Genomic DNA, 13,554 nt, shown 5'->3' with positions numbered 1-13,554 from the left:
GTTTGAATTAATCTAGTCGGTTAATATAATAGTTAGGGTACTTCCCTGCTGTAAAGGTAAAATGATTTTTAGATAATGGCTGGTTTACTTTAAACGAATTTATCGTAAACGTAGTTTTTGTTCCGTCCTTATCTAACTGTATTAAAGTATATATGTGATGTGTTTGAGAATCAACACCTAATAATATATTCTTTACATCAGAATGCGAATCGGTAGGGATCAGTTTAATAAACTGTATTTTCCTGCCCTTTACATTCATGGCAATATCCATATAATACTTGTAACCTGAGTTAAAAAATGTAAGCATCTTACCCGGAGTAAGGCCGTCGTTTTTCTGGTTATCGCCGTTAGAAATGGTTATCTCCTCGTCCTCAGGCACAATGTTATACACTTTCTTACCGTCGAAAATACGCGTTACCCCCATAAAGTTCAGTAAGTATTTCTGACCCTGAAGGGTAACATTACCTTTACTCTCCTGGTTTAAATTCTTTTTGTAATTGCTTACCTGATAACGGAAGTCTATAACAATGTTATCATAACTTTTAATTTTAGCGGTAACGTCATTCAACATTTTCTTGGCTGCAGCAGATTCCTGTGCAAATACCTGTGCGCTAAATAGTAAAAACAGTAAAACAAAAATCCTTGATATAGCCCGCATCTTAATGGTCATTTTCTTCATTTCTAAAAAATTGCTCTAAAGAGACCAAATCGGGGATAAGAACATTCCTGGCTTTACTACCCTCAAAAGGCCCTACTATTCCTGCTGCTTCCAGCTGGTCTATAAGCCTGCCTGCACGGTTGTAACCCAGTTTCAACTTACGCTGCAGTAACGATGCCGAACCTTGTTGTGCGGTTACAATTACTTCAGCCGCTTCCCTGAACATTGAATCTCTTTCGCTGATATCTATATCAAGATTAGTGCCACTTTCCTCACCTATGAATTCAGGAAGCATATAAGCTTCGGGATAACCTTTTTGCCCGCCAATAAATTCTGTGATCTTTTCAACCTCAGGGGTATCTACAAATGCACACTGTACCCTTACAAGGTCGTTACCCTGTGTGTACAGTAAGTCTCCCCTACCTATAAGCTGGTCTGCACCGGGGCTATCTAAGATAGTACGTGAGTCTATTTTACTGGTTACCCTAAAGGCTATCCTCGCTGGGAAGTTGGCTTTAATAATACCCGTAATTACGTTAACCGATGGCCTTTGTGTAGCAATAATAAGGTGAATACCAATAGCCCTGGCTAACTGTGCCAAACGTGCTATAGGGGTCTCTACTTCCTTACCCGCCGTCATAATAAGGTCGGCAAACTCGTCTACTACCAATACTATATACGGAAGAAAACGGTGCCCATTCTCAGGGTTAAGCTTTCTGTGTTTAAACTTCTCATTATATTCTTTAATGTTTCTAACCATAGCATCCTTTAAAAGGCTGTAACGGTTATCCATTTCTATACAAAGCGAATTTAACGTATTGATTACTTTGCTGTTGTCAGTAATAATAGCATCGCCTCCATCAGGAAGCATGGCCAAATAATGACGCTCTATTTTGTTAAACAGCGTAAGCTCTACCTTTTTTGGGTCTACCAGAACAAATTTAACTTCTGCCGGATGTTTTTTGTACAACAGCGATGTAAGGACAGCATTTAACCCTACCGACTTACCCTGCCCGGTAGCACCTGCCATAAGTAAGTGTGGCATCTTAGCAAGGTCTGTAACAAACGTTTCATTACTAATGGTTTTACCCAAGGCTATAGGCAGCTCCATTTCAGCGGTCTGAAATTTAGGCGAAGCTATCACACTGCGCATAGAAACCATAGTAGGCCTTGTATTAGGAACCTCAATACCTATGGTTCCTTTACCCGGAATAGGCGCAATAATCCTGATACCCAGCGCGGCAAGCGATAATGCAATATCGTCTTCCAGGCTCTTAATCTTAGAAATACGTATACCGGCCTCAGGTACTATTTCGTACAAGGTAACTGTAGGACCTACGGTAGCCTTAATTTGAGCGATGTCTATTTTATAATTTCGAAGCGTGTCTACAATCCTGTTCTTGTTCTCCTCCAGCTCGTGCTGATCTATTGTTATCCCCCCTGTAGAGTACTCTTTAAGAAGCTCTAACGGCGGAAACTGATAATTAGACAGTTCCAGAGTAGGATCAAATTCCCCAAAATCGCGCACAAGTCGGGCAGCAAGGTTCTCTTCAACCTCTGCTTCGTCCTCTATTTTTTCGATAACAAAGTTCTCGTCATCGGTTTCTATGATTTCGTGGACTTGTGGAGCTATGGGCACTATTGGTGCAAGTTTTTGCTTTGGCACATCAAGATTGATTTCAGATGCCTTTTCTATGGTAGGCTTAAGCGCGTCTTTGTTTATTTCAAACATAGAAACCGGAGGTGCTACAACGGGCGGCGTAACGGCAGCCGGGGCAATAGGCGTTTCGGGGATTACCCTAAGCTCCATATGTTCAGCTATCTCATCATACTCCTCATCGTCAGCCGGCATATCCTCATAATTAGGATGATACTCTTCCTCATCTTCAACTTCAGGTTCAGGCACCGATGTTGCAACCGGCGTTACAACGCTTTGCACACGCGGAACTGCTTCTGCCACAACCTCCTCATTGCCAATTTCTTCTTCAGCCTTTTCAGGTTTAGGCTTCGGCTCAAAAAATGTTTTAATTGCATCTGGAGAAATCTTAACCTTAAGGAACAGGAATATAGAAAGGGCAAACATAAGCACTAATAATGTACCGCTTTTACCCAAGTAATCCTGAATGAAAAGGTTTAACTCATAGCCTACAACTCCTCCTAATTCAGGGATGTAGACATTAAAGAAACCAAAAAAGACCGATAAGATAACGGTAAGGTATAAATCCCAAAACAATGTACGTTTAAGTTTACCTACCGGCAAATCAAGCACAAGGTAGGCACCAAACATAAAAAAGAATCGTATTAATATAAACGACGCTACCCCAAAGCCGTTGTACAAGAACAACTCGGCGAGTAGAGCACCAAATTTACCCAGCCAGTTTTGCACAGGTACAGCACGGTCTGAAAACTGTGTTAAAGCACTCTGATCTGCCTGCCAGTAAAATAAATACGAAACAAACGATAGCAACATGGCTACAGAAAACAAAAAGAAAAATAACCCGAAAATAACTTTATTCCTTCGGGAAACGCGCCAAGGCCTTTTTTCTGCCTGTTCTGTATTTGGTTTATCGTTTGTTTTTTTCGCTTTTGCCATACGTTTAGTGATTCCTTATCGGTAAAAATATCAATTTCAGAACAATCCTGCTATCCTCGGATAGTAAATAATTGCTCCTACAGCCACCGCGGCCATTGCCGCAAAAAATACGGCGCCGGAGGCTATATCTTTTATAAAACCTATTTTTTCGTTAAATCCCGGGTTAATAAAATCGCACAGTTTTTCTATAGCGGTGTTAGCGCCCTCTATAGCCATTACAAGGCCTATAGCAAGGGTTTGCATCATCCACTCCTCTCTTGAAATGTGGAAATAGAAACCTGCAACAGTAACCAGTATGCCCAGGCTAAACTGAACCATAATGCTATGCTCAGTAGTAATAAGCCTGTAGGCTCCCATTACAGAGTAGTAAACGCTTTTTACCCTGCCCTTAACAAATCTGTTATCTTTCATTTATTACAAAGAAGCCAGCGCATTATCATAGTCAGGCTCGTCTTTAATATCCGGCACCTGTTCTGTGTATACTACTTTACCCTCCTCATTTATAACTACCACCGCACGCGAGTGAAGCCCTGCTAAAGGTCCGTCTGTAATAGTAAGCCCATAATCGGCACCAAAACTACCATCTTTAAAGTCTGAAGCGGTAAGCACATTGGCTATACCTTCAGCACCGCAAAAACGGGTTTGTGCAAAAGGCAGGTCTCTTGAAACACAAATAACTTTTGTGTTTTCTAATGATGCCGCTTTTTCATTAAACTTACGTACCGATGCAGCACAAGTTCCTGTATCTATACTTGGGAATATATTTAGTATTACCTTACTTCCTTTAAAGTCGGCAAGAGATGTTGTAGAAAGATCTTGTTTAACCAAAGTAAAATCCGGAGCTTTAGTTCCATTTTCAGGCAGGTTGCCTACTGTGTGTACCAGGTTTCCACCCAAAGTTATATTAGCCATAGTAAATGTTATATTTTAATTCAACGCAAAAGTAACAAAATATATCCTACTCCCCACAGGTGTTTTTACACCTGGGTAAAAGAATCCTGATAAAAAAAGCCGCCCGTTGGGCAGCTTGTTATTCGTTTGCTATTCGTTATGCAGAAATGCCTGTCGGTTTAGCAGCGTTTCATCACTTTCTACATGGTCCTCATCGGGCACGCAGCAGTCTACAGGGCATACAGCAGCACATTGTGGCTCGTCATGAAAGCCTTTACACTCTGTACATTTACCGGGAACAATGTAGTAAATATCATCGCTAAGCGGGGTTTGGGCTGCTTCAGCATCCACTTCCTCACCAGACGGCAGTACTATGCGCCCGTGTAGTTTTGTTCCGTCTTTATAGCGCCAGTCATCGGCACCTTCATATATTGCAGTGTTTGGGCACTCCGGTTCGCAGGCCCCACAGTTTATACATTCGTCAGTTATTTTAATTGCCATGGTAATCTATGGTATTAATACGTAAATTTGTAGCAAAATTACGTCCAAATCCATTATTATACAAACATAATGACGTTAACAGAAAGAAAAAAAGCATTTGCCACCCTCGGCACTTTCCTGAGCCAGTTTACACCTGCAACTACACAACCCGCGGAAGGCATTCCTTTTAATGAAGATTTTTTTGATAAGTACCTAAACCTTATAACACAATCTCAAATACATAACCACTGGTTTACACCAGAGCAGGTTTACTTCGCTACCGCTCAGTGGGCAGAAGCACTTACTACAGAAAACCTGGATAAATGGCTGGATAATTATAACCTTGAATCCGTAGAGCCGAAAACCGTAGCACTGGTGTTAGCAGGTAATATACCTTTGGTTGGTTTTCATGACTTTATTTCGGTTGTACTAAGCGGGCACCACGTTTTGGTAAAACTTTCCAGCAACGATAAATACCTGCTCCCCGCTTTAGCACAATACCTTATAGCAGTGGCGCCCGAATTAAAGCAACAAATTACCTTCACCGAAGAAAAACTGGAAGGATTTGATGCCGTAATAGCTACCGGCAGCAACAATACAGCCCGCTATTTTGAATATTATTTTAGAGACAAACCAAATATTATTCGTAAAAACAGGAACAGTATAGCGGTACTAACAGGTAACGAAAGCAAAGAAGAACTTTTTGCGCTGGGAGAAGATATCTTCAGGTATTTTGGTTTAGGATGTCGCAATGTTTCAAAATTATTTGTACCTCAAGGCTATGATTTTAAAGTATTTTTTGAAGCAATATTTCCGTATAGCGAAATTATACATTACGAAAAATACGCCAACAACTACGACTACAACAAAGCTGTTTTCCTGATGAGCAACTTTAAACTATTAGATAACGGTTTCCTTACCTTGAAAGAAGACAGCAGCTACGCCTCCCCTATTTCAAGTGTATTCTACGAGTACTATGATGATATTGAAATAATTAAGCAAAAACTAGAGGCAGAATCAGACAAAATACAATGCATAGTAAGTAATGCTGAATTTAGCAATGCCGTAAAATTTGGACATACACAAAAACCGGGATTGTTAGATTATGCCGATAATGTGGACATAATTTCATTTTTATCAAAAATTTGATAGAATTATTTAGAAAAATTTTGGTGGTAAATCAGCCGATAATTAGGAAATTTGTTGCACTTTATAAGTAATAACACAATGAAAAAGCACAACTTTAGCGCAGGACCATCAATCCTGCCACAGGAAGTATTCGAAAAATCAGCTCAGGCAGTACTGGATTTTAACGGTTCAGGCTTATCTATCCTGGAAATTTCCCACCGCAGTAAAGACTTCGTTGCCGTAATGGAAGAAGCCCGCGCACTGGCACTTGAACTTATGGGTTTAACAGGTAAAGGTTACCAGGCACTATTCTTATCCGGTGGCGCATCGCTGGAATTTATAAGGGTACCTTACAACCTATTAAAAGAAGGTGGTAAGGCAGCTTACCTAGATACCGGTACATGGGCTGCGGCTGCAATAAAAGAAGCTAAGAAATTTGGCACTACCGAAGTTGTGGCATCCTCAAAAGATAAAAATTATAACTACATACCTAAAGGGTACACTATACCTACCGATGTCGACTATTTTCACTGCACCAGCAACAATACCATTTTCGGGACACAAATGCAGGATTTTCCTGAAACGGATGTTCCACTGGTATGCGATATGAGCTCAGATATATTTTCACGTGAAATAGATTTCAGTAAATTTGGCATCATATACGCAGGAGCGCAAAAAAATATGGGGCCTGCCGGTACAGCACTTATAGTAATCAAAGAAGAACTGTTAGGTAAAACAGGGCGAAACATACCTTCATTATTAGACTATCAGCAACATATAGATAAAGAGAGTATGTACAATACTCCTGCGGTATTTCCTGTATATGCCTCTTACCTTACACTGAAATGGCTTAAAGAACAAGGCGGTGTTAAGGCTATTGAAGCTAAAAATAACGAAAAGGCAGCACTGCTTTACAACGAAATTGATCGCAACTCACTTTTTGTAGGTACAGCCAATACTGAAGATCGTTCTAAAATGAACGTGTGTTTCCTGCTTAAAGACGAAGCCCATACAGAGCAGTTTGATAAGCTATGGAAGTCAGCCGGTATTAGCGGGCTTAACGGACACAGGTCTGTAGGCGGTTACAGGGCGTCTATATACAATGCCATGCCAATAGAAAGCGTTCAGGTACTTGTAGATGTAATGAAAGAACTGGAAGAAAGCATTTAATTGTTTCAGGTTTTGCCGTTACTAACGGAATCTGAAATCTAAATTCTAAAATCTGAAATAATAAAAATGAAAATATTAGCAAACGACGGCATTTCTAAAGCAGGACTAATAGCCCTTGAAGATGCCGGATACGAAGTTATAACCACTAAAGTTGCCCAGGAACAGGTAGCTAATTACATAAATACAAACGATGTTGCGGTAATACTGGTACGTAGCGCAACAAAAGTGCGTAAAGATATTATTGACGCCTGTCCCGGCCTTAAAATCATTGGTCGCGGTGGCGTGGGTATGGATAACATAGATGTGGAGTATGCGCGTGAAAACGGAATACACGTAATCAACACGCCTGCATCGTCTTCTGATTCAGTAGCTGAACTGGTGTTTGCACACCTGTTTAGTGGTGTACGTTTTTTATACGACAGTAACCGCCAAATGCCGCTTGAAGGCGATACTAACTTTGAAGGCCTTAAAAAAGCATACGCAAATGGTACAGAACTTCGCGGAAAGACGCTTGGAATCATAGGGTTTGGCCGCATAGGCCGCTCTGTGGCACGTATGGCACTGGGACTTGGTATGCGCGTAGTTGCTACAGATAAATTTGTAGACGAGGCTGAAGTACGCGTAGATTTTTACAACGGCCAGTTTATTAATGTAGCCATTAAAACAGAACCGGTTGAAGATATTCTTAAGGAAGCCGATTTTATTTCGCTACACGTACCGGCACAAAAAGAAGGCTATGTTATAGGCAAGGCCGAATTTGAAACCATGAAAGATGGTGTGGGCATTGTAAATGCGTCGCGTGGCGGTATTATAGACGAAGTAGCCCTACTTGCGGCACTAGATAGCGGTAAGGTATCATTTGCCGGACTAGATGTTTTTGAAGATGAACCAAAACCCGCAGTACAGGTGCTTATGCACCCTAAAGTATCGCTTACGCCACACATAGGCGCGGCGACACTTGAAGCGCAGGACCGCATAGGCACAGAACTTGCCGAGCAAATATGCAGCCTGCTTAAACCTTAATTTTTGAGAAAACCAATTATATTATGAATGGAAACGGGATTATCTTACGATAGTCCCGTTCTCTTTTTGTATACATACCATTCTCTTCAATGTACCTTAAACAAAAAAACTCCTGCCAAAAGCAGGAGTTTTTATATACAATAACGTAAAGCGATTAAACAATTTTAAAACGCTTACGGTCGTTTTCGTTAAGGTAAATTTTACGAAGACGCAGGCTCTTAGGCGTTACTTCTACGTACTCATCTTTCTGGATGTATTCCAGCGCTTCTTCAAGCGAGAATTTAATAGCAGGGATAATCCTTGCTTTATCATCGGCACCCGAAGAACGTACGTTTGTAAGTTTTTTGGTTTTAGTAACGTTTACAACCATATCATCGCCACGGCTGTTTTCACCAATTACCTGACCTTCGTAGATATCTTCGTTAGGATCTACAAAGAACTTACCACGCTCCTGTAGTTTATCTATAGAGTAAGGAATAGCCTTACCATTTTCCATAGATATAAGTGATCCGCTTAGACGTCCTGGGATTTCGCCTTTTAGTGGCTGGTACTCAAGGAAACGGTGTGCCATAATAGCCTCACCTGCAGTAGCGGTAAGCAACTGGTTCCTTAAACCTATAATACCACGCGAAGGAATGTTAAACTGAATGATCATACGATCACCTTTTGGCTCCATGCTTAGCATTTCACCTTTACGTAGCGTTACAAATTCTACCGCACGGCCTGAAAGGTTTTCAGGTAAGTCTATGGTAAGTTCTTCGATTGGCTCACATTTAACACCATCAATTTCTTTAATGATAACCTGTGGCTGGCCTATCTGAAGTTCGTAACCTTCACGGCGCATCGTTTCTATAAGTACAGACAAGTGTAGTACACCACGGCCAAATACCATAAATTTATCTGCACTGTCAGTTTCGTTTACGCGTAGCGCAAGGTTTTTTTCAAGCTCTTTGGTTAACCTGTCTTTAATGTGGCGAGAGGTAACAAACTTACCTTCTTTACCAAAGAAAGGAGAATCGTTAATTGTGAAAAGCATACTCATTGTAGGTTCGTCAATAGCAATGGTAGCCAGTGCCTCAGGATTTTCAAAATCAGCAACAGTATCACCAATCTCAAAACCTTCAAGACCTACAATAGCACAAATATCACCAGCGTGAACTTCTTCTACTTTTCTACGGCCTATACCTTCAAAAACGTGAAGCTCTTTAATTTTAGACTTGATGATTTTACCATCACGCTTAACAAGGCTTACGTTTTGGCCTTCTTTAAGCGAACCGCGCTGTAAACGACCAATAGCAATACGGCCTGTAAAGCTACTAAAGTCCAGCGATGTTATAAGAAGCTGAGGCGTACCTTCAGATACTTTTGGGGCAGGTATGTGCTCCAGTACCATATCCAGTAGCGGCTCTATGTTTTCAGTCTTGTTTCTCCAGTCTGTACTCATCCAGTTTTGTTTGGCACTACCGTATACAGAAGGGAAATCTAGCTGCCATTCTTCTGCACCAAGTTCAAACATCAGGTCAAATACTTTTTCGTGTACTTCTTCAGGAGTACAGTTTTCTTTGTCTACCTTATTAATAACCACACAAGGCTTAAGGCCAAGCGAGATTGCTTTTTGTAGTACAAAACGCGTTTGAGGCATAGGGCCTTCAAAAGCATCTACAAGTAGTAGTACACCATCAGCCATGTTTAGTACACGCTCTACCTCACCACCAAAGTCGGCGTGGCCGGGAGTGTCTATAATGTTGATTTTTGTGCCTTTATAAGTAACAGACACGTTTTTAGATGTAATGGTAATACCACGCTCACGCTCCAGGTCATTGTTGTCCAGGATAAGGTCGCCGGTGTTCTCGTTATCACGGAACAACTGGCAGTGGTACATAATTTTGTCTACCAGGGTAGTTTTACCGTGGTCTACGTGGGCAATAATAGCAATGTTTCTAATAGCAGCCATCTTCGTTTTTTTGAAGGTGCAAAGGTACACTTTATTTTGACAAAAAAAACATTAGTTATGAGCATGTTAGCGTAACTGAGTAAAAATTTACACCTTAATAACGAAACGGTTACACTAATGTACATTTTACCACTTGTTAAAGCACACTAACATAAAACCTAAAATTTACAAATTAGAATATAACAACCGGTAAAAAACCTTAAAATGCTGATTTGTATGCCCTAAAAACAGTAAATCACTGCTAATGAATAAAAAGCAATATTAAATAAATTACTATTTTTTAAATTTTAAGATTTGTTTAAGCTAAACACAGTTTTGTTTAATGTAAATTTGTTTAATGTTTTTTCAAAAAAGATGAACAATATAAAAAGTGCTTTTACGATAAAAGATCTTGAGAACCTTACAGGCATCAAGGCACACACCATTCGTATATGGGAAAAACGATACGGAGTACTGCAACCTATGCGTACCGATACCAATATAAGAGTGTACGATACCAAAAGCCTGCAAAAATTGCTCAATATAAATACGCTTAACAACTTTGGGTATAAAATAAGTAACATTGCAAAATTACCCGAAGAGCGTATACCACAAATGGTAAAGGAAATCATTACCAGTAAAACGGTAAACGACCACGTACTAAGGAACTTTAAGTTGTCTATGATGAACTTTGACACAAAGTTATTCCTGGATACCTATAATGAGTTACTTGCCGCAAGGCCTTTTAGGGAGATATTTTACAACAACTTTATTCCGCTGCTGGAGGAGATGGGAAATCTTTGGCAAACGGAGACCATAACACCTGCCCACGAACACTTTATAAGTAACCTTATTAAGCAAAAAATAATGGTAAACATAGAGTCGCTTCAAAATACGCCTCCAAAGTTAACCGAAAGGACGTATGTATTGTATCTGCCCGAAGGAGAAATACACGAAATAGGCCTTATGCTCATCAATTATGAGTTGCTGCACAAAGGCTATCATACGGTCTACCTGGGCGAGACTGTACCCGTGGACGATTTGGTGAATATAAAACAGATTTTTGAGCACGTTACATTTGTTACCTACATGACTATAGAACATGAGCCTGGTGAAACAAACAGGTACATACAAGAACTTAAGTCGAATGTCTTGACTGATACCGATACCGAATTTGTACTTAGCGGACGATGTAGCGATTTCTTAAGCGATACGCTCAAGACAGAACAAATAAAAACATTCAGGGCAGTAAGGGAGTTTACAGACACACTTGAGTAAGTTTTTATGATTTAATTAACACGAAATAAAATACATAACCACATTAAATAGCTAACTTTTGGCATGAAAAAAAATATTAAAATAATAGGTTCGGGATTCTCTTCGCTTGCGGCAGCCTGCTACCTGGCTAAAGAAGGCCACAAGGTTACTGTATACGAAAAAAATGCCACCCCGGGCGGACGTGCCCGTAGGCTGGTTAAAGACGGCTTTGTGTTTGATATGGGGCCTACATGGTACTGGATGCCCGATGTGTTTGAACGTTTTTTTTCTGACTTTGGCAAAAAACCTTCAGACTATTACAGCATAGAAAAACTGTCTCCTGCTTACAGGGTTTATTTTGGAGAAAATGATTTTGTGGATATTGCTGACAACCTGGATGACATTGCAAAGACATTTGAATCCATAGAACCCGGAAGCGGTAAAGAGCTTCAGGATTTTATGGCGGAAGCACGCAGCAACTACGATATAGCTATTAAAAACCTTGTGTACAGACCGGGAGAATCGCCATTGGAACTTGTTACTACACAAACTGTAACAAGGTTGGCTCAATTTGTAAGCAACATTTCTCGAGATATACGCAGGCGTTTTAAAAACACCAAGCTGGTTCAGATACTGGAATTCCCGGTGCTTTTCCTGGGCGCTAAACCTTCTGATACGCCATCGTTTTACAGCTTTATGAACTTTGCCGACTTTGGTCTTGGCACATGGCACCCAAAAAATGGTATGTACAGCGTAATAGAAGGCATGGTACAACTTGCTACAGAGCTGGGCGTTACCATTGTAACTAACGCACCTGTAAGCAAAATTGGCGTTGAAAATAGTGAAGCACATACCCTGGAAATCAATGGAGAAGAAATAGCTGCCGATATGGTAGTATGCGGAGCTGACTACCACCACGGGGAAACATTACTGGAGCCCCAGTACCGTAAATACAGCGAAAAGTACTGGGACACGCGCACATTTGCGCCTTCTTCCCTGCTTTTCTATGTTGGATTTAATAAAAAGCTGAAAAACGTGCAGCATCATACACTATTTTTTGATACCGATTTTGATGTGCATGCTAAAGACATTTACGACAATCCACGTTGGCCGGATGAACCGTTGTTCTATGCCAGTTTCGCATCTAAGACAGATAGTAGTGCAGCACCTGAAGGCCACGAAGCAGGTACGTTCCTCATTCCGCTGGCGCCAGGTATAGAAGACACACCCGAACTGCGTGCCAAATACTTTGACATTATAATAAACCGCCTGGAAAAACTTACCGGGCAAACCGTTCGCGAGAGCATAATATTTACAGAATCGTTTTGCCTTAATGATTTTATTAACGACTACAACTCGTACAAAGGCAATGCTTATGGCCTTGCTAATACCCTGTGGCAAACGGCTTTTCTAAGGCCAAAGCTACGCAGCCCGAAAGTAAAAAACCTATACTTTACAGGGCAGCTTACCGTACCCGGGCCCGGTGTCCCGCCGGCACTTATTTCAGGAAAGCTGGTTGCCGACCTGGTAAAGAAACAACTTACTAAATATACAACTGAAACCTCACCCGCATGAAAACCATTTTTGATAACGTATCATTTGCCTGTGCACGCCTCATCACCCGGGCTTACAGCACTTCGTTTTCTACAGCAGTAAAAATGCTGGGTCCTTCTATACGACAGGACATTTATAATATATACGGCTTTGTGCGCCTTGCCGACGAAATTGTAGATACGTTTCACGACTACAACAAAGAGGTACTTTTTTCTCGCTTTGAGCAAGACCTTGAAAATGCACTTACCGATGGCATAAGCCTAAACCCTGTTTTAAACGGGTTTCAGCATACGGTAAGGAAGTATAACATTCCGCGCCACCTGATCGATGCCTTTATGAAAAGCATGAAGCAGGACTTAATTAAGAAAGACTACACATCGTTTGCTGAATATAATGAGTACATTTACGGCAGTGCCGATGTGGTGGGGCTTATGTGCTTAAAAGTATTTGTAAACTGTAACGATGAGCGCTACGAAGAACTGAGGCCAAGTGCCATGAGGCTGGGGTCGGCATTTCAAAAGGTAAACTTTTTGCGTGATTTAAAGGCAGATACCGAAGAACTGGAGCGCAGCTACTTCCCGAACATGAACCTTAACAACATGACCGATGCTACAAAGCAGGCCATTATCGATGAAATTGAGGCAGATCTTGCTGCGGGATATGCCGGTATTATCCAGCTGCCTAAAGAGGCTCGGTTTGGCGTTTATACCGCTTACGTTTACTACAGCAAGTTACTTACGAAGCTAAAAAACACGCCGCCATTAGAAATAAAAAACCGCCGTATACGCGTACCTGACTATCAAAAGGTAACGTTACTGGCTAAATGCTATGTAAATTACAGGCTGAACATCCTTTAAAAAATATATT

The 13,554-nt window shown here is 40.9% G+C and carries 12 protein-coding genes; 6 read left to right on the top strand and 6 right to left on the bottom strand.

What is annotated here, in order from left to right; genetic code table 11:
- Positions 1-7 precede the first annotated feature (7 nt).
- From ACLI08_RS09135 to ACLI08_RS09115, 5 genes are all read right to left on the bottom strand, one after another.
- Positions 8-679, bottom strand: a complete 672-nt coding sequence (locus ACLI08_RS09135) for a LolA family protein (RefSeq protein ID WP_411428179.1) — start codon at positions 677-679, stop codon at positions 8-10.
- The gene (locus ACLI08_RS09130) at positions 660-3,251 is read right to left on the bottom strand and encodes a DNA translocase FtsK (RefSeq protein ID WP_411428178.1); all 2,592 of its coding nucleotides are present in this window, start codon (positions 3,249-3,251) and stop codon (positions 660-662) included. Before ACLI08_RS09130 ends, ACLI08_RS09135 begins: the two co-directional genes overlap by 20 nt.
- A gap of 36 nt (positions 3,252-3,287) precedes the next feature.
- Complete coding sequence (locus ACLI08_RS09125) at positions 3,288-3,662, bottom strand: diacylglycerol kinase family protein (RefSeq protein ID WP_411428177.1); 375 nt, start codon at positions 3,660-3,662, stop codon at positions 3,288-3,290.
- Positions 3,663-3,665: 3 nt separating this feature from the next.
- On the bottom strand, positions 3,666-4,163 hold the full coding sequence (gene tpx, locus ACLI08_RS09120; protein ID WP_411428176.1) for a thiol peroxidase: 498 nt from the start codon (positions 4,161-4,163) through the stop codon (positions 3,666-3,668).
- A gap of 129 nt (positions 4,164-4,292) precedes the next feature.
- Positions 4,293-4,643: a 4Fe-4S dicluster domain-containing protein gene (locus tag ACLI08_RS09115; RefSeq protein WP_411428175.1), complete on the bottom strand. Its 351-nt coding sequence runs from the start codon at positions 4,641-4,643 to the stop codon at positions 4,293-4,295.
- A 69-nt stretch (positions 4,644-4,712) separates the two neighbouring features.
- Here ACLI08_RS09115 and ACLI08_RS09110 point away from each other — a divergent pair, with 69 nt between their 5' ends.
- The 3 genes from ACLI08_RS09110 (at position 4,713) to ACLI08_RS09100 (ending at position 7,943) form a co-directional block, all read left to right on the top strand.
- Positions 4,713-5,771 (top strand): acyl-CoA reductase, encoded by a 1,059-nt coding sequence (locus tag ACLI08_RS09110; protein ID WP_411428174.1) that lies wholly within the window; start codon positions 4,713-4,715, stop codon positions 5,769-5,771.
- A gap of 78 nt (positions 5,772-5,849) precedes the next feature.
- Positions 5,850-6,920 carry a 3-phosphoserine/phosphohydroxythreonine transaminase gene (gene serC / locus ACLI08_RS09105; protein ID WP_411428173.1) on the top strand — a complete coding sequence of 357 codons (1,071 nt, stop codon included), beginning with the start codon at positions 5,850-5,852 and terminating at the stop codon, positions 6,918-6,920.
- A 66-nt stretch (positions 6,921-6,986) separates the two neighbouring features.
- Positions 6,987-7,943: a D-2-hydroxyacid dehydrogenase gene (locus tag ACLI08_RS09100; protein WP_411428172.1), complete on the top strand. Its 957-nt coding sequence runs from the start codon at positions 6,987-6,989 to the stop codon at positions 7,941-7,943.
- A 154-nt stretch (positions 7,944-8,097) separates the two neighbouring features.
- On the opposite strand, the gene typA is transcribed toward ACLI08_RS09100, so the two are convergent.
- Positions 8,098-9,897 (bottom strand): translational GTPase TypA, encoded by a 1,800-nt coding sequence (gene typA, locus ACLI08_RS09095; RefSeq protein ID WP_411428171.1) that lies wholly within the window; start codon positions 9,895-9,897, stop codon positions 8,098-8,100.
- Between the two features lie 354 nt (positions 9,898-10,251).
- On the opposite strand from typA, the gene ACLI08_RS09090 reads away from it, so the two are divergent.
- The 3 genes from ACLI08_RS09090 to ACLI08_RS09080 all read left to right on the top strand — a co-directional run bounded on the left by ACLI08_RS09090 (position 10,252) and on the right by ACLI08_RS09080 (position 13,544).
- A complete protein-coding gene (locus tag ACLI08_RS09090) occupies positions 10,252-11,154 on the top strand; it encodes a MerR family transcriptional regulator (protein ID WP_411428170.1) in 903 nt (300 codons plus the stop codon).
- 63 nt (positions 11,155-11,217) lie between these two features.
- Complete coding sequence (locus ACLI08_RS09085; protein WP_411428169.1) at positions 11,218-12,708, top strand: phytoene desaturase family protein; 1,491 nt, start codon at positions 11,218-11,220, stop codon at positions 12,706-12,708.
- Positions 12,705-13,544, top strand: a complete 840-nt coding sequence (locus tag ACLI08_RS09080) for a phytoene/squalene synthase family protein (protein WP_411428168.1) — start codon at positions 12,705-12,707, stop codon at positions 13,542-13,544. The genes ACLI08_RS09085 and ACLI08_RS09080 overlap by 4 nt, the downstream gene beginning before the upstream one ends.
- Positions 13,545-13,554: the final 10 nt, after the last annotated feature.

The sequence above is a fragment of the Flavobacterium sp. RNTU_13 genome, assembly GCF_046614455.1.
GTDB lineage: Bacteria > Bacteroidota > Bacteroidia > Flavobacteriales > Flavobacteriaceae > Flavobacterium.
This window is presented reverse-complemented; position numbering and strand designations above follow the sequence as displayed.

Excerpts from the sequence above, each read along its gene's own strand:
- ACLI08_RS09080 (WP_411428168.1), top strand. The coding sequence starts at position 12,705 with ATGAAAACCATTTTTGATAACGTATCATTTGCCTGTGCACGCCTCATC.
- serC (WP_411428173.1), top strand. The coding sequence starts at position 5,850 with ATGAAAAAGCACAACTTTAGCGCAGGACCATCAATCCTGCCACAGGAA.
- ACLI08_RS09135 (WP_411428179.1), bottom strand. The coding sequence starts at position 679 with ATGAAGAAAATGACCATTAAGATGCGGGCTATATCAAGGATTTTTGTT.
- ACLI08_RS09100 (WP_411428172.1), top strand. The coding sequence starts at position 6,987 with ATGAAAATATTAGCAAACGACGGCATTTCTAAAGCAGGACTAATAGCC.
- ACLI08_RS09110 (WP_411428174.1), top strand. The coding sequence starts at position 4,713 with ATGACGTTAACAGAAAGAAAAAAAGCATTTGCCACCCTCGGCACTTTC.
- ACLI08_RS09125 (WP_411428177.1), bottom strand. The coding sequence starts at position 3,662 with ATGAAAGATAACAGATTTGTTAAGGGCAGGGTAAAAAGCGTTTACTAC.
- tpx (WP_411428176.1), bottom strand. The coding sequence starts at position 4,163 with ATGGCTAATATAACTTTGGGTGGAAACCTGGTACACACAGTAGGCAAC.
- ACLI08_RS09115 (WP_411428175.1), bottom strand. The coding sequence starts at position 4,643 with ATGGCAATTAAAATAACTGACGAATGTATAAACTGTGGGGCCTGCGAA.
- typA (WP_411428171.1), bottom strand. The coding sequence starts at position 9,897 with ATGGCTGCTATTAGAAACATTGCTATTATTGCCCACGTAGACCACGGT.
- ACLI08_RS09085 (WP_411428169.1), top strand. The coding sequence starts at position 11,218 with ATGAAAAAAAATATTAAAATAATAGGTTCGGGATTCTCTTCGCTTGCG.
- ACLI08_RS09130 (WP_411428178.1), bottom strand. The coding sequence starts at position 3,251 with ATGGCAAAAGCGAAAAAAACAAACGATAAACCAAATACAGAACAGGCA.
- ACLI08_RS09090 (WP_411428170.1), top strand. The coding sequence starts at position 10,252 with ATGAACAATATAAAAAGTGCTTTTACGATAAAAGATCTTGAGAACCTT.